Here is a 19574-nt window from a genome sequence, read left to right on the forward strand (position 1 = left end):
CTTATTAATGCTTGAAGTCGTCAATGTTAATAGCGTCTAAATCGTCAAACGGATCCATATCATCGTCTTCATCGTCCTCTTCGACTATGCCAAGTAAATCGCAAAGAATACGGTGACGGGCCATCTTTTCATCAACATAAGCCTGTTGTTCTCGAGTCAATGGTTTGTCGTCATCAAGCTTATCGAGTAAGTCAGATAGGCGTTGGTCAGCCTCTAGCGCAGCCAACTCTTGTGCTGGTGTAGCGAACTTTTTCTTTTGAACGGGTGTTGGAGTGACAGATTTAACGAGCTGAATAGGCTTTTTACTGCCGTGGCGAGGATCTTTATTCTCTGCACTCTTTTTGCCAGTCACTTTTTTCTGTTCAACATTGTGGCGATTACCAGCAGGCTTGCCTTTGTGCTTTTTCGGGCGAGGCGAGTCAGATTTGCGGTTTTCGCTAGGTTTAAAGTCAGGATCTTTTCGAACGCCGATCAAGCCGACTTTACGAGATTTCTTTGAACGTGCCATAATTTCCAAATAACAAAGAGAGTGAAAAAACAACGCTATTATAGCGCGAATTCGTGCCTACGTATTGATCTTTGGGTTAGCAGTCGAAAATCAATACACACAAGTTTAAGTATTCGATGTTTCGCTCTAGCGTTTTCTCATTAAAACGACATCGTTTTCCGGAAAACTGACATCTAACCCATCTCTACGCGCTAAAAACTCGAAGGTAGCCACACTGAAAAAACTAACGTGAGTTATATCATTCTTATAGTGCCAATTAGCAAAGCGCGCTTTATCAATCACCCGTTTTGTCATAATGGCAAGTACACCTTCGGAGGCTAGAAGTGTGGTAAGCAATGCCCATTCCTTATGAGGAGTATGAAAGTGCTCTATAGCTTCTGTACACGTAATGATGTTGTAGTGTTGTTCTAGCGCTTGAGGCGTATTGGCATAGAAGGGGTCGTAAGTGTTCATTTGAATACCTTCATCTTCTAGCATGCTTGCTAAAACTGGGGCAGGGCCACAGCCGAAATCTAATCCTCGTAATTCTTCGCTGCTTAACTCTTTGATAATGGGGGTTAAGGGCGTCACAAGCTTTCTTAAAAACTTTTTGTAACCTTCGTCTTCAAAATTATTTTCATGCAGATCATATTCTTGTTTTTCCTGCTCTTTAGATGGTAAGTAATCAGGAGAAACATAGACTAAGCTGCAATGGTGGCATTGAAGGTAGTCACGTTTTTTATCACTGTGATAATGAGACGGTGGTGTAGAGCTTAAACATAAAGGGCAAGACATAAAAAAGCGGGTAATTTAAGAAGTACTAGAAAAAGAAAAAGGTGATGGTTTTCACCATCACCTTGCATTGTATGAGTGTCAATGACACCTCTCCCGTTATACACATCTATGTGTATCTGGCTTCCCTAGCTGTGCTCCCCTTATTTTTTTTGTTAGCAGAGCTGTATTGTTGTTTTTGGCCCTCGTGGCTCTTTATCCTGTCTTCCATGCTGCATTTTTATTATTATTCTTGTTATTTAGCCTGTAGGTTTTCAAAGGCCCCTACAAACTACGCCGTTAGATTACACGAATAATTTCAAAATACAACTTTTTCGGTAACAAAATTTTAACAACAATGTTTAAAAACGGTCACGCTTAGTGTAAGCCCGCGATATAGTTAGATAAAATCTCGATATCTTCATCGGTTAATTTCATTGCGATATCACGCATCATGCCATTCATGTCGTTATGACGCTGACCTGAACGGAATGCTTTAAGCTGTGAGGCTGTGTAAGTTGCGTGTTGACCGCTGATATCAGGGAAGCCAGCTAAGCCCATACCGTTACCTTTCGGTCCGTGACATGCGATACACGCTGTTACGCCTCTCGACTCGTCGCCGCCTTGGTAAAGTGTACGTCCAGCTTCAACGTACTGCTCAGGTGTTTCGCCGGCTTTTGGCTCTTGACTCGAGAAGTAAGCCGCTAAGTCTTTCATGTCTTGTTCTGAAAGAGGAGCAGCCATACCGTTCATAACAGCGTTGTTACGACCTTCTTCACCGCCCGTTTGAGAGGCTAGCTTAAATTCGGTTAATTGTTTAACGATGTACTTCTCATGCTGGCCAGCAAGTTTTGGGTTCATGTCAATCATGCTGTTGCCATCAGGGCCATGACAGGCTGCACATACTGCAGATTTCGCTTTTCCTGCCTCGGCATCGCCTTCTGCTATCGCAGTCGCGCTTAAACCTAAAGACATACATACCAACAAACACAGTTTTTTCATAATAAATCTCTTAAATGGATCCAACGGCTCGCGTGATATACGTGATATCATGCGTATTTTACACATTTAACGCGTCAGAAAAACCTATTCCATGATAAAACTATGGTTTTTAGCTGGTTTATTCATTAAATAACTGTAAACCAAAGGTTGTGACGCATGTTGAGGTTATTCTAGATGTCGTACTACACCAAAGCAAAATTCTTTACGAGTGCACCAGACATTCGTCACTTGAAAAATGACACTGGCATTGAAGTCGCCTTCGCGGGTCGTTCTAATGCAGGGAAATCAAGCGCACTTAATACCCTTACTCGTCAAAGAAACTTAGCGAGAACGAGTAAGACGCCAGGTCGAACCCAATTAATCAACGTATTTGAATTAGAGGAAGAACTTCGTCTAGTGGACTTACCTGGCTACGGCTTTGCCAAAGTTCCTGTGGCAATGAAAAAGAAATGGCAGGCATCACTGGGCGAGTACTTACAGAAGCGTAAATCGCTTAAAGGTTTGGTAGTGCTGATGGACATTCGTCATCCATTTAAAGATTTAGACCAAGACCTTATTCATTGGGCTGTAGCGTCAGATATACCAGTATTGGCACTACTTACAAAAGCTGACAAATTAAAAAGCGGCAAGCGAAAAGCACAGCATCTTATGGCTCGTGAGGCCGCAATGGCGTTCATGGGCGATGTAACCGTACAAACCTTCTCGTCACTAAATAAACATGGTTTACCAGAACTAGAGCGCATTTTAGATACATGGTTCGGTTTAAATAAAAATGAAAGTGGTGAAGAGTCTGACAGCGAAGGGGAGTGATAACTTTTGCTATCTTGATAACAAAGTCGTGTGTTTGAAAAAAGAACGCCCCGCGAAGTGCGAGGCGTAAACTGAGAGAAAACACATAAAAACCGTAGATATAGAGTAGCCAGAAATAGAGAAGTTCAGAAAAAGTTAAAAAAATTATTTTTAAATTTTTAAATCACTGATAATTAAAAATTATTACTTTTCTGCAGACATAAAAAAACCCCGACAAAACTGTCGGGGTTAAAGCAAAGGTTTGAAAACAGCTTTCTCACCTCTGTACCCTACATGCGTAATATTACAACAACGCACAGAAAAGGCAAGGGTGTTATGTAATTAAATTACCAAATAGTGAAGCGTATTCTTACATTTCACTGTTAAAACTGTAATCTAATTACCGAATTAGTGCGCCTCGTCCCAGTTTTCGCCCACGCCTGCTTCTACAACAAGTGGCACATTTAACGTAGCGGCACTTTCCATTAGCGAAGTAATAGTAGAAACATAAGCATCTACTTTGTCCTCTTTAATTTCAAAAACCAGTTCATCGTGTACTTGCATCATCATAGTGACATCGTCAGATGCATTTTTTCTTATCCAGTCATCTACCTTAATCATTGCCATCTTAATGATATCTGCTGCTGTCCCCTGCATCGGAGCATTGATTGCGGCGCGTTCAGCTCCTTTTCTACGGGCTCCATTACTTGCTTTAATATCTGGCAAATAAAGCCTACGACCAAATACAGTTTCTACATAGCCTTTTTCTTTTGCGGTCTCACGGGTTGAATCCATGTATTCAAGTACACCAGGATAGCGTTCAAAGTAGAGATCCATGTATTTTTGTGCTTCATTACGTGGAATATTAAGTTGTTTCGATAAACCAAACGCGCTCATTCCATAAATAAGACCAAAGTTAATCGCTTTTGCACTGCGTCGCTGCTCTGTTGTCACGTCTTCTAATGGCACACCAAATACTTCAGCAGCCGTTGCCTTATGGATATCCTTACCGTTAGCAAACGCATCTAGAAGACCTTTATCGCCAGACAGGTGCGCCATAATACGCAGCTCAATTTGAGAGTAGTCAGCTGCGACAAACTTATTTCCTTCCCTTGGAACAAACGCCTGACGTACGCGACGACCTTCTTCATTGCGAATAGGAATGTTTTGTAAATTAGGATCCGTTGATGAAAGGCGCCCTGTTGCCGTTACCGCTTGATGATAAGACGTATGCACTCGACCTGTGCGGTGATTGATCATTTTCGGTAGCTTATCGGTATAGGTATTCTTGAGTTTTGTTAAGCCGCGATATTCCATAATCTTTTTTGGAAGTGGGTATTCTAGCGCAAGCTCTTGTAGTACATCTTCAGACGTGGACGGCGCGCCTTTAGGTGTCTTTTTAATTACAGGTAGCGACATCTTTTCAAAAAGAACATGCTGAAGCTGTTTGGTTGAACCTAGGTTAAATGGTTCACCGGCTTCTTCATGCACCTCGTTTTCAAGTTCAGCAATACGTGTAGCAAGGTCTTGGCTTTGTTGACGCAGTCTTTGACTGTCAATTAAAACTCCTTCTTGCTCCATTCGAGAAAGAACACAGGCAAGGGGAACTTCAACATCTATCAGTAGATTTTTAAGCTCAGGAATATCCTTCAACTTACTCCAAATTGCATTGTGTAATCGAAGGGTGATATCGGCGTCTTCTGCGGCATAAGGCCCAGCTTCATCAAGATTAATTTGGTTAAACGTGAGCTGTTTAGCACCTTTGCCTGCAATCTCTTCAAAATGAATCGTTTTATGGCCAAGGTAGGCGAGGGCGAGTGAGTCCATATCGTGGCGCTGTGCAGTACTGTTCAGTACATAGCTTTCAAGCATAGTGTCGAAGCCTATGCCGTTTAACGTAATGTCGTAGTTAGCTAAAACATTCTTATCATATTTAATGTGCTGGCCTACTTTTATTACTTGGTCTGATTCCAAAATAGGCTTCAAGGCATCCAGTACAAATTCTCTTGATAATTGTACTGGTGCGTCGGGATAATCATGGGCAACAGGCACGTAAGCAGCTTCGCCTTCTTCAATACAGAACGACACGCCAACTATCTCTGCATCCATGTAGTTCAGGCTGGTGGTTTCGGTATCAAAAGCAATTAATTCGGCTTTCGCTAATTTATCAACCCACTCATTAAAGCGGTCCTTATCAAGTACGGTTTCGTATTTTGACTTATCAATCTCGACAGAGAGCGAAGAACCACTTTCTTCTTCGTTGTCGTCGTTATCACTAGCATCTGTACTTGGGGTGTTTGATGTATCACCCCCCGCAACCAGTGCACTCACTTCGGCATGCCAGCGCTTAAATTCATATTCTGCAAACAGATCGCGAAGCTGTTCGTTGTCTGCCTGGCAAGGCATCAGCGTTTCGACATCATACTCTAAGTCTAGATCAACACTGATAGTGGCAAGTGTATAGGAAAGGCGAGCTTGTTCCTCATACTCTTCCATTTTAGCAGCCATTGACTTGCTCCCTCGAAAGGAAAGATCGGCAATCTTATCTAAATTCTTATAGATGTCGTCAATGCCGCCAATACCGTTTAGCAAAGCTTGAGCGCTTTTATCACCTACACCCGGGACGCCCGGGATGTTATCAACTTTATCACCCTTAAGGGCTAGAAAATCGATCACGAGTTCCGGTGGAATACCAAACTTAGTATTCACTCCTTCAACGTCCATAATCTGGTTCGTCATGGTATTGATCAGAGTAACGTGTTCGTTAACCAACTGTGCCATATCTTTATCACCCGTACTGATCAGGGTTTCTATACCCTTTTCAGTAGCGTGTTTTGCTAACGTGCCAATCACGTCATCGGCTTCAACGCCTGACTCTACAATGACAGGTAAGCCCATTGCTTTAATGATGGTGTGTAAAGGCTCGATCTGACTTCTAAGCTCATTCGGCATGGGAGGGCGATTCGCTTTGTACTCTTTATAAATATCATCACGAAACGTTTTGCCCTTGGCGTCAAAAATTACCGCCATATGGGTAGGATTGTATTGTTTTATCAAGCTTTTAAGCATGTTCACAACGCCATAAATAGCACCTGTGTCTTGACCTTTTGAGTTTGTCAGCGGCGGAAGCCCGTGAAAGGCGCGAAATAGATATGACGATCCATCGACAAGAATAAATGGGGACTTTTTAGAGTCAGGCATAGATGACGTTTTTCCAATATACAATATGAGCGCAAGGATGCCACAGCCTTGATTAGATCGCCATATAATGAAGGAAGATTAAGATGGAGGGCGGATCGTTATTAGCCTGTGGATAACATTGTGATCTAAAGTTTAAGACACAGTGATCCAGATGATCTTTGTCAAATTAAAGATCACCTTTCAAATCAAGAAAAATAAGGGAATGAGACAAAGGTGTGAAAACAGCATACCTGCTACTAAACATTCCATTTTATGTGGATAACTTGGTGAACGTTTATTTTTGGTTTAACCAAGTTGGCCAAGTAATGTAACATAACCATTAACATTGTATATACGTATTATTAAGAACTTTTTTTGAGCAACTGCGTGTTTAATAGCCAATTTTTTTATAAGTAGATGGCATGTCGCCTAGGAGAATAATATGAAGCAAGTAGCCGTGATTTTAAGTGGAAGTGGCGTATTCGACGGAACTGAGTTGCATGAAGCGGTATTAACGCTTTTAGCCATAGAGCAAGAGGGGGCTTCTTATCAATGCTTCGCACCTGATGTGGAACAATTACATGTAATTAATCACCTTACGGGAGAGGTTGCTGAAGGTGAAACACGTAATGTTTTAGTTGAGTCAGCGCGTATTGCTAGAGGAAATATAAAACCTATAGCTGAATGCGATGTTAATGCATTTGACGTGCTTATTTTACCCGGCGGCTTTGGTGCTGCAAAGAACCTGTGTACTTTTGCCGTAGACGGCAAAAACTGTGCGTTCAATGAAGACGTACTCAACGTTTGTAAAGCCTTTGCTCGAGCGAAAAAGCCCGCTGCATACGCATGTATTGCACCAGCGCTTGCCGCAAAAGTATATGGCAATCAAACAAAGATGACGATAGGTAGCGATAAAGATACAGCTGAGGGCTTAAATGCGTTAGGTGCTTGTCACGTCGATTGTGCCGTTGATGAAGTGGTGGTAGATAACGACGCTAAACTCGTTACAACACCAGCATACATGATGGCAAATAGCATTAGCGAAGCTCATACGAGTATCAGTAAAATGGTGAGTACCGTCCTTGCCATGAAATGATATCTGTACCATCTGTATTTGCATAGTAAAGTGATAAGGGGAGACAAAGGTTTCCCCGTATAGATAATCGCCTTATAATCAAAACTCTATACTCTCGACCATCGCTTAAGCTCAAACTATAGCGAGATGAATGTTTCTGATAGTGTTTTTAAACATTCATCCAACTCAAACGGCATAACATGCTAAAAAATGTATAGTAAAGAATCATTGGCCTTGGAGTGAGATGCTCTTTGGTATTGTTCAAAGACACACTGAAACGATTGCGCCATTATAAGAACAAAGGCTTAATAAAAAATGCACTACCGTGCCATTATACGAATACTTGGATTACTGATTGCGCTCTTTAGCGTAACCATGATCCCACCTGCTATCGTGTCGTTAGTTTATCAAGATGGCAGCGGTCTTCCTTTCACCCTCGCATTTATATTGTGCGTTATTGGCGGTATGGCGCTGTGGTATCCCAATCGTCAGCAAAAAAATGATTTAAGGGCCCGTGAAGGTTTCCTTATCGTTGCGCTTTTCTGGACAGTACTAGCCAGTGTGGGGGCAATCCCGCTAATTTTGCTAGAACAACCAAGTATGACAATAACCGATGCTTTCTTTGAGTCTTTCTCAGGCTTAACAACCACTGGCGCAACGGTTATAGAGGGAATAGACTTTCTGCCGCACTCAGTACAATTTTACCGCCAGCAGCTACAATGGCTAGGTGGTATGGGTATCATCGTACTTGCCGTAGCAATTCTGCCTATCTTAGGTGTGGGGGGCATGCAGCTCTACCGAGCTGAAACGCCGGGCCCTGTGAAAGACAATAAGATGACACCACGCATAGCCGATACAGCAAAGCATTTATGGTACATTTATCTCTCAATCACTATTGCATGTGCTGGTGCATATTGGCTAGCAGGGATGAGTGTTTTTGACTCTATTTGCCACGCCTTTTCCACTGTCGCTATTGGTGGTTTTTCAAATCATGACGCCAGCTTGGGTTATTTTAACAGCCCTGTAGTAAATGTAGTCTGTACGGTCTTTTTACTTATCGCAGCGCTTAACTTTTCGCTCCATTATGCAGCGGTGAGCTCACGGTCAATAAAAGGTTACTTTAAAGATCCTGAATTTAAAGCGTTCTTTATTATTCAAGCGTCGCTTATCGGCATTTGCTTTTTAGTGCTTACGCTTTCAGGCTACTATAGTTCAGCGGAGCAAGCTCTCGACCAAGCTATGATTCAAGCGGTGTCAATCAGCACCACGGCAGGTTTTGCAACAACAGATTTCTCTGTGTGGCCAACGTTTCTACCCATCATGCTTATTTTTTCTAGCTTTATTGGTGGGTGCGCAAGCTCAACGGGTGGCGGTTTAAAAGTCGTACGGGTGTGCTTACTTTTCTTACAAGGTAAGCGAGAAGTTGACAGGCTCATTCATCCTAAAGCCGTTTACAGCGTAAAGCTCGGTGACCGAGCGATGCCTGATAGAGTCGTGGAGGCTGTGTGGGGGTTTTTCTCGGCTTATGCTGTGGTCTTTGTGATAATCATGATTGGTTTGATTGCCACTGGTCTCGACAATCTAAGCGCGTTTACCGCAACAGCTGCAATGTTGAACAACTTAGGTCCAGGACTTGGCAGTGTCGCTGCGAATTATGCTGATGTTAGCGATGCTGGTAAATGGATCCTGGTAACAGCTATGGTATTTGGACGATTGGAAGTGTTCTCGCTTCTGGTGCTGTTTTCACCTACGTTTTGGCGTAGTTAATTTGAAAGTTCATAGCGCATCCAAGTTAAGAGAAAGGGCGATGAGTAGCGCCTTTTTGTGCGTGCCGTAAAATTTGTTTTACCGCTATTTTACCGCCTCTAATAACACTGTTATTAGTATTAATCCGCGTGTTGAATTCACTTCCTTATGCACTGCACTAGCCAAAGAAAAAAGCGCTTGGCTGGAACAGCTTTTCCACATCACCAATGTATTTTTTATCAACTAAGAACAAGATAATGTGGTCGTTAGCTTCTATTTTTGTGTCGCTGTGCGCGATTATTACCTGATCGTCGCGGACAATAGCACCAATGGTCGTGCCTGGTGGTAACTTAATATCACCGATTTGTTTTCCAACGACCTTAGAGGTATTTTCATCACCATGTGCAATGGCTTCAATGGCCTCAGCGGCGCCGCGTCTTAACGAGTAAACGTTAACAATGTCACCGCGACGCACGTGGGTTAATAGGGCGGAAATGGTGGCTTGCTGAGGTGAAAAGGCAATATCTATTTCGCCTCCTTGAACCAAGTCTACATAGGCGCTTCGCTGAATAAGCACCATGGCTTTTTGTGCCCCCATGCGTTTTGCCAGCATTGCTGACATTATATTCGCCTCATCATCGTTAGTAACGGCGATGAAAGCGTCTACCTGTTCAATGTTTTCTTCACTAAGTAGCTCTGGGTCAGAGGCATCGCCACTGAAAACGATGGTTTTATCTAAATTGGCGGAAAGGTACTTCGCCCGCTCTGGGCTATATTCAATCAGCTTTACATTGTGGTTATGCTCTAGCTTTTTGGCTAAACCTGCACCAATCAATCCACCGCCTGCAATCATAATTCGCTTATAGCTAGACTCAAGCTTTTGAAGCTCGCTCATCACTGCACGAATATGTTTAGTCGCTGCAATAAAGAAAACTTCGTCGTCAGCCTCTATCACGGTGGTTCCTAATGGACGAATAGGACGGCCCCGCCTATATATGGCAGCAACGCGAGTTTCTACGTTAGGCATATGGTCTTTAAGTGCAGATAGAGCGTGTCCGACTAACAAACCACCATAGTAGGCTTTTACTGCAACCAAGCTCGCCTTACCGTCAGCAAACTCAACCACTTGAAGCGCACCTGGATAGTCAATAAGACGTTTGATGGCTTTAGTGACCAGTTGTTCTGGCGCAATAATATGGTCAACGGGAATATCTTGCTGCTTATAAAGCTGCTCTTGATAGATGATGTATTGCTCAGAACGTACACGGGCAATCTTGGTAGGGGTTTTGAACAAGCTGTAAGCTACCTGGCAGGCCAACATGTTACTTTCATCACTGTTGGTCACTGCTATCAACATATCGGCGTCTTCTGCGCCGGCTTTACGCAGTACATCAGGGTGTGACCCCACACCAGTCACTACTTGCAGATCAAGTCGGTCTTGAAGTCCACGCAGTATGGTAGGGTCTGAATCGATAACGGTAATTTCGTTATTCTCACCGACTAGGTTTTCAGCAAGCGTGCCACCTACTTGTCCTGCCCCCAAAATGATGATTTTCATTGTTATTATTTTGCCTTCGTATTCGTGCCGGTCTTACGTTTATGATATTGCACAACTATTGAGCTCTCATTCTGCCGACTTTACCAGTCTCGCATAATAGAAACCATCCATTTGTTGTTCACCTGGTTTAATTTGGCGACCAGGTTTTTCAGGAGTTTCGGTTTTCGTTATCGGCGACAACATTGCATCGGGAGTATCTGATAAAAACTGCGCTATTTGCGTTGCGTTTTCTTTTGGCAAAATGGAGCACGTAGCATAAAGCAGGGTACCGCCGGGCTTTAGTAGCCCCCACAGAGTATCCAAAATACGGCGCTGCAGCTGCGCGAGATTATCTATATCATTGGCTTTACGTAACCAGCGAATATCCGGATGGCGACGAATAACACCTGTGGCAGAACAAGGTGCGTCCAGCAAAATTCTATCGAACAGCTTACCGTCCCACCATGAATCAGGGGCAGCAGCGTCCCCTTGTTTAATATCAACCTGATGCTTAAGCCGAGTCATGTTTTCTTCGACGCGTTTAAGACGGCTGGCATCCGCATCCAAAGCCAATACATATTCGGTGTTTGGTTCGCGCTCTACAATATGACCTGTTTTCCCGCCGGGCGCAGCGCAACAATCTAAAATACGTTCATTTGTCTGCGGCTTTAAATAATGTGCCGCTAACTGAGCCGCACCATCTTGTACTGCAAAGTGGCCTTTTTCAAAGCCAGGCAGGGCGGTGATGTCTTCTCTGTTGGTAAGTATGATCGCGTCTGAATGCTGATCGCTCAGCGTGTATTGAACCCCGGCGCCATCAAGTGCTTCAGTGAAAGCTGTTAAGGATGTTTGAAGCGTATTAACGCGAAGCCAAATAGGGGCCATTGCGTTTGTTTCATTTCGCACGTGATCTGCATCAGCATCGTAGGCCTCTTCTATCGCCTTATACAGCCACTTGGGCAGGCCACTATTAATGATGGCATCATCAACTGGTTTGCAAGCAAGCTCTTCACGCTGAAAATTACGTAGCACTGCGTTCACTAAGCCTTTAAGCCCGGAAGCATTTAAATACGACGCTGCGGCCACCGTTTCACCTACCGCCGCATGCTTGCTTACTCGAGAAAAATTAAGCTGATAGAGGCCAAGAAGAATCAAATGCTCAACGACTTTTTTGTTACCCTTTAAAGGTCTATCGAGCAGGGTTCTGAGCCAATGCTGCAGTATTGGAAGACGACGCATTACTCCCAGCGACATTTCCTGTAACCATGCATTATCTCTTGCATTGTGCCTGCGTTGAACGCGCTCTAAACACTCTCGAGATGATTTACCTTGCTCTAAGATTTGATAGATAACCCACGCACAATCGGCACGTAAGTTTTTTTGTTTCGGTAGAGGTAGTGGTTTCACGTTTAATCCGTTTGTGTCAGACAACGACCTACTTCAAACCAAGCTTTGCGAGCATTGATTACGTCAGAGGCAGGGAGCGCTTTCTTACCAGGGATCTGAAGCAATGTAATACAAAGCGCGTCCCGTCCAGTAGCAACAGTAATACCTTCTTTATTCGCGCTAACGATAGTTCCGGGAGAAGTTTTATTAGGGAGGGTAACCACATTGGCAGCCCACACTTTTACATTTTGGTCTTCAACCTGCATCCAAGCTACGGGCCATGGATTAAACGCTCGAATATTGCGTTCAATCTGTTCGGCGTCATCAGACCAATCAATTAAGGCTTCTTCTTTAGACAGCTTCTTGGCGTAGGTTGCCTGTGTATCATCTTGCTTCGTAGGAGAATAACTTTCGAAGTCATTGACTACATCTACCAAGGCTTTAGGTCCAAGTTCGGCAAGTTTGTCGTACATGGTCGCGCTAGTATCGTTAGCAGCAATGGGCAACGTTGCAATGTATAGCATGTCACCTGTGTCCAAGCCTTCGTCCATCTGCATTATAGTTACACCGGTTTCAGCATCTCCTGCCCATATAGCACGTTGAATTGGCGCTGCACCGCGCCACTTAGGCAAAATTGAACCGTGTACATTGATACATCCGAGTCTCGGCGCATTAAGCACCGCCGTTGGGAGTAACAGACCATAGGCAACAACAACCATTAAGTCGGCGTTAAGGGCAGCAAGTTCTTGCTGTGCATCTTCGACTTTTAAAGAGTGGGGTTGGTAAACAGGAATGTTACTTTCTTCTGCAAGTACTTTAACAGGGCTGGCTGTTAGCTTTTTACCACGTCCGGCAGGTCTGTCTGGCTGTGTGTAAACCGCAACAACCTCGTGCTCACTATCAAGTAGTGCCGATAAATGTTTAGCTGCAAAATCCGGAGTACCGGCAAAAATGACTTTCAATGGCGCTGTCACGTTAATCCTTAAGCTTTAGCTGCAAGACGTGCTTCTTTCTCAAGCTTTTTGCGAATGCGTTGGCGCTTGAGAGGGGAAAGATAGTCGATAAACAACTTACCCTTTAAATGATCGAGTTCGTGCTGGATACAAATAGCCAGCAGCCCTTCAGCATCTAGCTCAAACAACTCGCCATTTTGATCTAAGGCTTTAACGGTAATCGCTTCTGCTCGCTCAACTTTGGCGTAGTTGCCCGGCACAGATAAACAACCTTCTTCACTAATTGTCGAACCATCTTTGCGAATGATTTCTGGGTTGATAAACACGCGTGGCTCGTTTTGATCTTCCGATACGTCCATTACAACAACTTGAACATGGCGGTTAACTTGCGTAGCTGCAAGGCCAATTCCGTTCTCGTCTTTCATGGTCTCGAACATATCCGATACCAGTTGTTTAATTTCGTCGTTAACCTCTTCGACGGGTTTAGCTACCGTACGAAGACGCTCATCAGGAAAACTTAATACGTCTAAAATTGCCATTTCTCGCTTACTTCACCTTTTCGCTGTATAAATTCATATACGATCTAATTGCCAGCACGCTTTACAGTGCCTATTAAGTTACTATTCTAACGTATAACGGTTACTTTCGTGCAGTTTTTTGCCGAAGGCCTATAAGAATAACAACTTTTGCCGATATAGTGCTATTGTGCGAAAAATCAACAAAAAGAGATAGTGAATAATTTGCAGGTGGTTAATTTGAAAAAACGATTAATGAGCGCTCGTCGCGGCGCAATATTATTTATTTGTGCATTGTTGTCGTTACCTGCATTTGCGCTTCAACTTAAAGAAACAGCGCCGGAAACCTATACGGTGAAGCGTGGGGATACACTTTGGGCTATAGCAAATATCTTCCTAAAAGAACCTTGGCTCTGGCCTGAGTTATGGCGTACCAACACGCAAATAGATAATCCTCACTTAATTTATCCAGGCGATGTAATTGTTGTTGGTTTTGTTGATGGTGAGCCTGTTTTAACGGTGAAACGAGACAAACCCACTTACAAACTTTCACCATCCACAGACAGACGCCTTAAACCAAAGCCGGTAGACGTCCTCTCTTGGACAACGCTTTCTCCGTTTATCAGGCAGCACATGCTTCTTGAAGAAGGCGACTATAAAGCATTGCCTAAGTTGTTGGGCAATCAAGACGGAAACGTGAGATTTGCTTCGGACGATTTTGTCCTCAGTCAACAGCAATTCAGTACTGACGATCAGTTTAGGGTAGTGAGAAAGCACGCTACTATAAAAAATCTAGACGGAAAAATATTGGGTATTCAAGTTACTCACGTATCTTCGGCTTCGTTGGTAGAAAATGGGCAAGCTGACGATAGTATGTTGCTTTTTATTGACGATGCGGATCAGGAAGCAAAGCGTGGCGATAAGCTAATGGCGGGTGGGTTCGACCATCCCGATAGCTTTGAATTGGTTCCAGCTAAATCGCAAAGAGGAGCAGTAGTTGGCGACTTACATGAATACGATTTGCTTGGTAAGTACGATGTTGTCATCCTCGACTTGGGCTCCGTAGATGTTTCTCCTGGTACCGTCTTGGGAGTTTACGCTCAAGGGCCAGCTATTATTGACGAAGAAAGCCCGCGCTATGTCGATGAGCCTGGCGCAAGAAGCGGCGGAGAATGGTTTATCGATACGGTATCACAGCCCGCACTCAAAGTTGGCGAAGTCGTAGTATTTAAAACATTTGATGCGGCAAGTTATGGATTAATAACGCGAGCGAATAAAGGAATTAAGCGCGGCTTCATAGTGGCGAAACCTTAATGCTTTTTTAAGTTCATTGTCGCTCACTAAGGAGCGATGATGAACTTACAGCTAACACCCCCCGATAGTACGCAGTTACCGTGGGTTAAACTTGCTTCTGCACAGAGCGTTTCGCCAAAGAGTTGGCTAGAAGTGCTGGAGCGCTACCAGCTTTCTCCCCATGAGCTCTTAAAAGAAAACACAGCCCTTTGCGAAAAGACAAAAGCGCTTATCGGTCAAATATCACAACCGTATGTCGATGCTGCGTTCAAATGGAAAGAAGCCGGTCAAAATAGACATATCATCACCGTAGACTCGCCATTTTATCCAGCGTTACTCAAGCAACTGGACAGCCCGCCATTCGTATTATTTGCTACCGGCAATTTAGAACTGTTAGGGCAAAAACAAATCGCAGTGGTAGGTAGTCGGCGAGCCAGTCATCAAGGCAAACAAATTGCCAATGACTTTTCTCTGAGCTTATCTAATAACGGAGTGGTAGTGACGAGTGGTCTCGCAATGGGAATAGATAGCGCTGCACACCAAGGCGCTATGGCAGGGAGCACAGGCACCATTGCAGTTATGGGGACTGGGCCTGATAAAGTTTATCCAGCTAAAAATATTAAGATACTTAATGATATTAACCATAATGGGGGGTTAAGCATTACAGAGTTTTTCCCCGGGCAGGGACCTAAGCCTTGGCACTTTCCTCGTCGCAATCGAATAATTGCGGCATTATCTCTTGGAACCTTAGTGGTAGAGGCAAAAATTAAAAGCGGTACCTTGATAACTGCAAATTTGGCCGCAGATCTGGGGCGAGAAGTATTCGCTGTGCCAGGAAATATCTTTCACGCGTATTCGGAAGGTTGCCACTGGTTAATCCAGCAAGGCGCAAAATTAGTAACTACTAGTAACGATATTCTCGAAGAAATTGAGGTTTATCCCGAGCAGATAAGCTTAGGCATAGATGAACAAGACGAAAAAAGTGCAGCGAATAGCTTGGCAACCGATAAATTATTAGCTAGTGTGGATTATGACATCACCGCTATTGATGTCATAGCCCAGCGCAATGCCTTATCTGTATCGCAAGCAATGGCATCATTATTAGAATATGAGTTGCGTGGTTTAGTAGCTGCTGTCCCTGGTGGTTACGTTAAATTGAGGGGAAAATAATATGTTCGATATCCTCATGTATCTGTTTGAAAACTTCATTCACAGTGAAACGGAAATTCGTGTTGATCAAGACGAGTTAACGGAAGAGCTTGTGCGCGCAGGATTTCATCACGATGAGATTTATAAAGCCCTCGCATGGTTAGAAAAGTTAGCAGCACTGCAAGAAACGGATATTAAACCGTATTTTTGCAAAGGCATTAGCACTAGCTTAAGCCGTATCTACACGCACGAAGAACAAATGCGTTTAGATGTGGAATGTCGCGGTTTTCTTATGTTCTTAGAACAGGTCAACGTTTTGGATGCGTCTACGCGCGAGATGGTAATAGATCGCGTTATGGAAATTGACTCTAGCGAATTTTGTTTAGAAGATCTGAAGTGGGTTGTGCTAATGGTACTATTTAACGTGCCTGGTAAAGAAAAAGCCTACGCGCAGATGGAAGATCTTTTGTTCGAAGAGCCAGATGGTGTTCTGCATTAATGCAGTCGTAGACTCTGGCATTTAAAAAAACCTACTTAAGAATGCGCTGTGAAATAGCAGCGTGTTTAAGGCCTTAACGTCTAATACATGTCTAAAATAGACCATTCACTTTTTTCAGCGCACGAGCATGCTTTGGATGATAATTTCGGAGACTGCCCGGACTGCGGTAAACCTCTTCACATAAAGAACAGCAAATCGGGGCCCTTTATAGGGTGTACGGGCTATCCTGAATGTACTTTCAGCAAGCCACTGCACGATAAGCAAACCACCATACTCAAAACCTTAGAGGGTGTAGCGTGTCCTGAATGCGCATCTGACTTGGCAATAAAGAAGGGCCGATTTGGTATGTTTATCGGGTGTACTAATTTTCCTTCTTGTCATCACATTGAGCCTATAAAAGAAAAAGAAGAGACTTTGGTAGATTGCCCAAAGTGTGAAAAAGGCCAGTTAATCTCGCGTACTAACAAATACGGCAAACAGTTTTTTGCGTGTAACCATTATCCGAAATGCCGTTATGTGCTAAATTTCACGCCAGTAAATGAAAAGTGTCCCGAATGTGGATGGGGAGTTTTAATAGACAAAAAAGGGCAGATTCAGTGCCCTCAGCCAACTTGTGGCTTTAAAAAGTAACTATACGAACAACTATACGAAGAACTATACGTAGAGATTAAAACCATGTCTGATATCCAAAATGGGAGCGTAAATACGTTTAACCCCGTTGAGGCTAATTTATCTGAAGTAGACCCAGTTGTTGACGCATTTCAAGCTGGTCGTTTAATCGTTTATCCAACCGAAGCGGTAATGGGTATCGGGTGCGACCCAGATAACGAAGAGGCAGTAAATGCGCTATTAGAGATAAAGCAGCGACCAGTTGAAAAAGGCGTGATCTTAATTGCTGCGAATTACAGTCAATTGCTGCCTTATGTTGACGACAATGCTATTCGTCCTGACAGGCGCACCGATATCTTTTCAAGTTGGCCGGGTCCTAACACTTGGTTATTGCCCAAGTCGGCGTCGGCACCAGCATGGTTGACGGGCAAGCACAGTAAAATAGCTGTGCGTGTAACTAATCACCCTGTAGTGGTGGCGTTATGTAATAAGCTAGGTAGGCCTTTAGTCTCTACAAGCGCTAACCTTACCGGTCAACCGCCGGCTACCACCACTGAAGAAGCAAAAGCCGTATTCGCCGATTCTGTCTTTTACATTGACGGAGAAGTTGGCGGTGCATCCAAACCCAGTACCATTCGCGATGGTGACACAGCAGAGGTAATAAGAGTATGACATCAGCAGAATTACTGGATGGTAAAAACGCCGCCGAAGTCATTGAACAGGTAAAAAGCTATCTATTAGGATTGCAAGACACCATTTGCCAAACGCTGGAGCTTGCTGATGGCAAAGGTCAGTTTGTTGAAGACAGCTGGCAGCGTGAAGAAGGAGGCGGCGGCCGCTCTCGAGTACTAAAAAATGGTGCGGTGATTGAGCAAGGTGGCGTTAACTTTTCCCATGTATTTGGAAGCCAAATGCCCGCATCGGCAACGGCTAATCGACCTGAACTTGCAGGGCGAAATTTTCAGGCGATGGGCGTATCTCTCGTAATTCACCCACATAACCCGTATATCCCAACATCCCACGCTAATGTTCGTTTTTTCATTGCTGAAAAAGAGGGCGAAGCCCCCATTTGGTGGTTCGGTGGTGGCTTTGACTTAACACCATTCTATCCGTTTAAAGACGATGTCGCGCATTGGCACAACACTGCGAAGAAGTTGTGTAAGCCATTTGGCGAGGATGTGTATCCTAAATACAAAAAGTGGTGCGACGACTATTTTTACTTAAAGCATCGCAACGAAACCCGCGGCGTTGGCGGTTTATTTTTTGATGATCTTAATGAATGGGGCTTTGAACAGTCATTTGCATTTATGCAAGCAGTCGGTAATGGGTTTATCGATGCTTACGTCCCTATTGTCGAGCGCCGCAAGCACGCTGATTACGGCGAAAGAGAGCGTGATTTCCAGCTTTATCGAAGAGGGCGCTACGTTGAGTTTAATCTTGTGTTTGACCGCGGTACCTTATTTGGTTTGCAAACTGGTGGGCGTACGGAATCCATATTAATGTCGATGCCACCGTTAGCCCGCTGGGAGTATTGCTATTCACCTGCACCAGGTAGCGCTGAAGCTAAGTTAACAGACTGGTTAAAGCCTACTGACTGGTAACGCGCCACAAACGAGGCGTTATCGGGGTTTAAAACTTACTCACTACCACAATAGTTAAACACCGATTTCAATGACTGAACAAGCGCCGTGTAATATTTTTACACGGCGTTTTTTGATCTACATCAATACTGAATATCATCAGTGTTTCAGTAGCTTACCAACCTTGCGCTGGATCAATGTTTCGCTAAGCGAAAGGCGTAAAGTAGCGCCATCTTGGTTAAACATATAAAGAGACACATCATGCGCAAACACTTTCTATCTGCATCTGCACTTTGTCTTACACTTGCTGCACTTTCACCTTTAGCCAGCGCTCATCAACAGGGCGACTGGATTGTTCGAGGCGGTCTTACGACGGTAGCTCCGGATGAATCAACGTCTAATATCGTGGCCGGTGGGACGGATCTTGGCGTTGCACTTAATATTGGCAACGATACCCAGTTAGGTTTAAACGTTGCGTACTTTATTACCGACAATATCAATATAGAACTTCTGGCAGCAACGCCATTTAAGCATGATGTTAACTTTTCCGTTGCCGATCCATTAGGTACGGGTAATCAGCTTGGTGAGGTAACACACTTACCGCCGACATTGACGGCTAACTATTACTTCAATGATGCAAGCTCGGCGTTTCAGCCTTACGTTGGTGCAGGGATTAACTATACCTTTATCTTTGACGAGGAATTTACGGGTGCAAATGAAACGGCGGGTTTAAGTGACCTATCGTTAGATAACTCATTTGGCTTATCTGCCCAAATAGGTATGGATTACCAAATCGATAAAAAGTGGCATGTAAACGCGTCGGTTCGCTATATAGATATTGATACTGAAGCCACATTTAAAGTGGGCGAAGCTTCTGGCACTGTAAACGATATTGAAATAGACCCGTGGGTTTATACACTATCTGTAGGTTACACTTTCTAAAGTTTTATTACTGGTAAGTTAGGCTTTCACAATTGCACTACTTTATGCGCCACAAAGAGCG

At 43.9% G+C, this 19574-nt stretch carries 18 protein-coding genes; 10 read left to right on the forward strand and 8 right to left on the reverse strand.

Annotated features, from left to right (window positions below; genetic code table 11):
• Positions 1-4 precede the first annotated feature (4 nt).
• The 3 genes from yihI to ACM0P2_RS00070 all read right to left on the reverse strand — a co-directional run bounded on the left by yihI (position 5) and on the right by ACM0P2_RS00070 (position 2260).
• Positions 5-508, reverse strand: a complete 504-nt coding sequence (yihI, locus tag ACM0P2_RS00060; protein WP_105932377.1) for a Der GTPase-activating protein YihI — start codon at positions 506-508, stop codon at positions 5-7.
• A gap of 126 nt (positions 509-634) precedes the next feature.
• Positions 635-1282 (reverse strand): class I SAM-dependent methyltransferase, encoded by a 648-nt coding sequence (locus ACM0P2_RS00065; RefSeq protein WP_159118790.1) that lies wholly within the window; start codon positions 1280-1282, stop codon positions 635-637.
• A gap of 354 nt (positions 1283-1636) precedes the next feature.
• Positions 1637-2260 carry a c-type cytochrome gene (locus ACM0P2_RS00070; protein ID WP_159118792.1) on the reverse strand — a complete coding sequence of 208 codons (624 nt, stop codon included), beginning with the start codon at positions 2258-2260 and terminating at the stop codon, positions 1637-1639.
• A 174-nt stretch (positions 2261-2434) separates the two neighbouring features.
• Between ACM0P2_RS00070 and yihA the strand changes: the two genes are divergently transcribed.
• Positions 2435-3070: a ribosome biogenesis GTP-binding protein YihA/YsxC gene (gene yihA, locus ACM0P2_RS00075; RefSeq protein WP_159118794.1), complete on the forward strand. Its 636-nt coding sequence runs from the start codon at positions 2435-2437 to the stop codon at positions 3068-3070.
• Positions 3071-3457: 387 nt separating this feature from the next.
• Here the strand turns inward: yihA and polA are convergent, their stop codons facing one another.
• Positions 3458-6250, reverse strand: a complete 2793-nt coding sequence (polA, locus tag ACM0P2_RS00080; protein WP_419227071.1) for a DNA polymerase I — start codon at positions 6248-6250, stop codon at positions 3458-3460.
• A 421-nt stretch (positions 6251-6671) separates the two neighbouring features.
• Between polA and elbB the strand changes: the two genes are divergently transcribed.
• Positions 6672-7325 carry an isoprenoid biosynthesis glyoxalase ElbB gene (gene elbB / locus ACM0P2_RS00085; protein WP_419227072.1) on the forward strand — a complete coding sequence of 218 codons (654 nt, stop codon included), beginning with the start codon at positions 6672-6674 and terminating at the stop codon, positions 7323-7325.
• A 294-nt stretch (positions 7326-7619) separates the two neighbouring features.
• A complete protein-coding gene (locus ACM0P2_RS00090) occupies positions 7620-9071 on the forward strand; it encodes a TrkH family potassium uptake protein (protein ID WP_159118799.1) in 1452 nt (483 codons plus the stop codon).
• 157 nt (positions 9072-9228) lie between these two features.
• Here the strand turns inward: ACM0P2_RS00090 and trkA are convergent, their stop codons facing one another.
• The 4 genes from trkA to def all read right to left on the reverse strand — a co-directional run bounded on the left by trkA (position 9229) and on the right by def (position 13465).
• Positions 9229-10608, reverse strand: coding sequence for a Trk system potassium transporter TrkA (gene trkA, locus ACM0P2_RS00095; RefSeq protein ID WP_105932370.1), 1380 nt, complete (start codon positions 10606-10608; stop codon positions 9229-9231).
• Positions 10609-10674: 66 nt separating this feature from the next.
• Complete coding sequence (gene rsmB, locus ACM0P2_RS00100; protein ID WP_419227073.1) at positions 10675-11994, reverse strand: 16S rRNA (cytosine(967)-C(5))-methyltransferase RsmB; 1320 nt, start codon at positions 11992-11994, stop codon at positions 10675-10677.
• Between the two features lie 2 nt (positions 11995-11996).
• Complete coding sequence (gene fmt, locus ACM0P2_RS00105) at positions 11997-12947, reverse strand: methionyl-tRNA formyltransferase (RefSeq protein WP_159118803.1); 951 nt, start codon at positions 12945-12947, stop codon at positions 11997-11999.
• An 8-nt stretch (positions 12948-12955) separates the two neighbouring features.
• Positions 12956-13465 (reverse strand): peptide deformylase, encoded by a 510-nt coding sequence (gene def, locus ACM0P2_RS00110; RefSeq protein WP_419227074.1) that lies wholly within the window; start codon positions 13463-13465, stop codon positions 12956-12958.
• Positions 13466-13681: 216 nt separating this feature from the next.
• On the opposite strand from def, the gene ACM0P2_RS00115 reads away from it, so the two are divergent.
• The 7 genes from ACM0P2_RS00115 (at position 13682) to ACM0P2_RS00145 (ending at position 19513) form a co-directional block, all read left to right on the forward strand.
• The gene (locus ACM0P2_RS00115) at positions 13682-14755 is read left to right on the forward strand and encodes a LysM peptidoglycan-binding domain-containing protein (protein ID WP_419227075.1); all 1074 of its coding nucleotides are present in this window, start codon (positions 13682-13684) and stop codon (positions 14753-14755) included.
• 39 nt (positions 14756-14794) lie between these two features.
• Positions 14795-15904 (forward strand): DNA-processing protein DprA, encoded by a 1110-nt coding sequence (gene dprA / locus ACM0P2_RS00120; RefSeq protein ID WP_419227076.1) that lies wholly within the window; start codon positions 14795-14797, stop codon positions 15902-15904.
• A 1-nt stretch (position 15905) separates the two neighbouring features.
• Positions 15906-16382: a DUF494 family protein gene (locus ACM0P2_RS00125; RefSeq protein WP_025257120.1), complete on the forward strand. Its 477-nt coding sequence runs from the start codon at positions 15906-15908 to the stop codon at positions 16380-16382.
• 87 nt (positions 16383-16469) lie between these two features.
• Entirely contained in the window at positions 16470-17012 is a 543-nt protein-coding gene (locus ACM0P2_RS00130) for a topoisomerase DNA-binding C4 zinc finger domain-containing protein (protein ID WP_419227077.1), read from the forward strand.
• A gap of 45 nt (positions 17013-17057) precedes the next feature.
• A complete protein-coding gene (locus ACM0P2_RS00135; RefSeq protein ID WP_419227078.1) occupies positions 17058-17663 on the forward strand; it encodes an L-threonylcarbamoyladenylate synthase in 606 nt (201 codons plus the stop codon).
• A complete protein-coding gene (hemF, locus tag ACM0P2_RS00140; RefSeq protein ID WP_159118812.1) occupies positions 17660-18592 on the forward strand; it encodes an oxygen-dependent coproporphyrinogen oxidase in 933 nt (310 codons plus the stop codon). The genes ACM0P2_RS00135 and hemF overlap by 4 nt, the downstream gene beginning before the upstream one ends.
• A gap of 240 nt (positions 18593-18832) precedes the next feature.
• Positions 18833-19513, forward strand: coding sequence for an OmpW/AlkL family protein (locus ACM0P2_RS00145; RefSeq protein ID WP_120962243.1), 681 nt, complete (start codon positions 18833-18835; stop codon positions 19511-19513).
• Positions 19514-19574: the final 61 nt, after the last annotated feature.

The organism is Alteromonas sp. OM2203 (genome assembly GCF_048517045.1).
Classification (GTDB): Bacteria; Pseudomonadota; Gammaproteobacteria; order Enterobacterales; family Alteromonadaceae; genus Alteromonas; species Alteromonas gracilis.

Excerpts from the sequence above, each read along its gene's own strand:
- yihI (WP_105932377.1), bottom strand. The coding sequence starts at position 508 with ATGGCACGTTCAAAGAAATCTCGTAAAGTCGGCTTGATCGGCGTTCGA.
- ACM0P2_RS00065 (WP_159118790.1), bottom strand. The coding sequence starts at position 1,282 with ATGTCTTGCCCTTTATGTTTAAGCTCTACACCACCGTCTCATTATCAC.
- ACM0P2_RS00070 (WP_159118792.1), bottom strand. The coding sequence starts at position 2,260 with ATGAAAAAACTGTGTTTGTTGGTATGTATGTCTTTAGGTTTAAGCGCG.
- yihA (WP_159118794.1), top strand. The coding sequence starts at position 2,435 with ATGTCGTACTACACCAAAGCAAAATTCTTTACGAGTGCACCAGACATT.
- polA (WP_419227071.1), bottom strand. The coding sequence starts at position 6,250 with ATGCCTGACTCTAAAAAGTCCCCATTTATTCTTGTCGATGGATCGTCA.
- elbB (WP_419227072.1), top strand. The coding sequence starts at position 6,672 with ATGAAGCAAGTAGCCGTGATTTTAAGTGGAAGTGGCGTATTCGACGGA.
- ACM0P2_RS00090 (WP_159118799.1), top strand. The coding sequence starts at position 7,620 with ATGCACTACCGTGCCATTATACGAATACTTGGATTACTGATTGCGCTC.
- trkA (WP_105932370.1), bottom strand. The coding sequence starts at position 10,608 with ATGAAAATCATCATTTTGGGGGCAGGACAAGTAGGTGGCACGCTTGCT.
- def (WP_419227074.1), bottom strand. The coding sequence starts at position 13,465 with ATGGCAATTTTAGACGTATTAAGTTTTCCTGATGAGCGTCTTCGTACG.
- dprA (WP_419227076.1), top strand. The coding sequence starts at position 14,795 with ATGAACTTACAGCTAACACCCCCCGATAGTACGCAGTTACCGTGGGTT.
- ACM0P2_RS00125 (WP_025257120.1), top strand. The coding sequence starts at position 15,906 with ATGTTCGATATCCTCATGTATCTGTTTGAAAACTTCATTCACAGTGAA.
- ACM0P2_RS00130 (WP_419227077.1), top strand. The coding sequence starts at position 16,470 with ATGTCTAAAATAGACCATTCACTTTTTTCAGCGCACGAGCATGCTTTG.
- ACM0P2_RS00135 (WP_419227078.1), top strand. The coding sequence starts at position 17,058 with ATGTCTGATATCCAAAATGGGAGCGTAAATACGTTTAACCCCGTTGAG.
- hemF (WP_159118812.1), top strand. The coding sequence starts at position 17,660 with ATGACATCAGCAGAATTACTGGATGGTAAAAACGCCGCCGAAGTCATT.
- ACM0P2_RS00145 (WP_120962243.1), top strand. The coding sequence starts at position 18,833 with ATGCGCAAACACTTTCTATCTGCATCTGCACTTTGTCTTACACTTGCT.